This window comes from Pseudomonas sp. JL2 (genome assembly GCF_031570495.1).
GTDB lineage: Bacteria > Pseudomonadota > Gammaproteobacteria > Pseudomonadales > Pseudomonadaceae > Aquipseudomonas > Aquipseudomonas rhizophila.
The window spans coordinates 1-1344 of the sequence record NZ_JAKUDH010000065.1 but is presented as its reverse complement, the minus strand read 5'-3'; the positions used below and the strand labels follow the sequence as shown (position 1 = coordinate 1344).

1 protein-coding gene is annotated in these 1344 nt (G+C 59.7%); it reads left to right on the top strand.

What is annotated here, in order from left to right; translation table 11 throughout:
- Nucleotides 1–826: 826 nt before the first annotated feature.
- The coding region (locus tag MKS85_RS28755) for an OprD family outer membrane porin (RefSeq protein WP_310663253.1) at nt 827–1344 on the top strand (518 nt) is incomplete at its 3' end.

The following is a 1344-nucleotide window of genomic DNA, read 5'->3' as shown; positions in this document are numbered from 1 at the left end:
TTCAGCATGTTATGCCCGAACACAAAATTTCTGACAGTCCCGGCCACTTAGGGTTCCGCCCTTACGGCGGGTCACTTTCGAAAATCCGGAAGCCGGCCCAGGCGAAAGTAACCAAAGCGCTTCTGCCCCACCACTCGGAGCCTCGCCTAGGCTCGGCATGCCCTCACTCCGGCATTGCTCCGTGGGCCGCCGCGAAGGGCCATCCATGGCCCAGCGCGGCTACCTCGGCATCCATGCCGAGGTGCCCACTGCGCAATGCCTGCGTTCGGCCAGCGTGGTTAACGGGGCGCCGAGATCAACGCCCACCGCGAGGCGGCCTTATAGCCGACCTGATTTTTTGGTGATCGCGTTCCTCCTGTGGGAGCGAGCTTGCTCGCGAAGAGGCCAGCACATCCAACATCGCCGCAAACTGACCCTACGCTATCGCGAGCAGGCTCGCTCCCACATAGGTTTGCGGGTGTTCACAACATTCGCACACGATACAAAAACCTGTGGGAGCGAGCTTGTTCGCGATGACGCCAGCACATCCAACACCACCGCAAACTGTCCCTCCGCCATCGCGATCAGGCTCACTCCCACAAAGATCCAATCAGTTTTTGCCGTTCGATAATCGCCCAAAACCCGCAAACGACAATTGAACCGATCCCAGCCGGCCCTTCACCATCCCTAGCACAAAACCAATAACAACAGGTTCGATGCCATGCCCATAGACCCCGCCTCATCCGGCTGATCCTTCGATCGCCTTACCGTCCAGCTCCACAGTGCCGACTGCAACCCAAGGTTGCGGCAGCGACCCGCTTTGCCCACAAAAACTAGAGACATGCCCATGAAACCTACACAGCATTTATTCCCCAGTCTTATCGCTATCGCCCTGTCTGGCGCCACCCTGCCCGTCCTGGCCGCAGAGTCGGGTTTTGTCGAGGACGCCAAGGTCAATCTCAACCTGCGCAACTTCTACATCAACCGCAACTTCACCAACCCGGCTAACGCCCAAGGCAAAGCCGAGGAATGGACCCAGAGTTTCATTCTCGACGCCAAGTCCGGCTTCACCCAGGGCACAGTCGGTTTCGGTGTAGACGTGCAGGGCATGTACTCGCTCAAGCTCGACGGTGGTCGCGGCACCGCCAATACCGGATTGTTGCCGGTGCATGACGGGGGCCACCCGGCCGATGACTTCGGTCGCCTGGGTGTCGCACTCAAAGCCAAGGTGTCGAAAACCGAGCTGAAAGTGGGCGAATGGATGCCGGTGCTGCCGATCCTGCGCTCTGACGATGGCCGGTCCCTGCCGCAGACTTTCCGCGGTGGTCAGGTCACCTCCACCGAGATCAACGGCCTGAGCCTGTA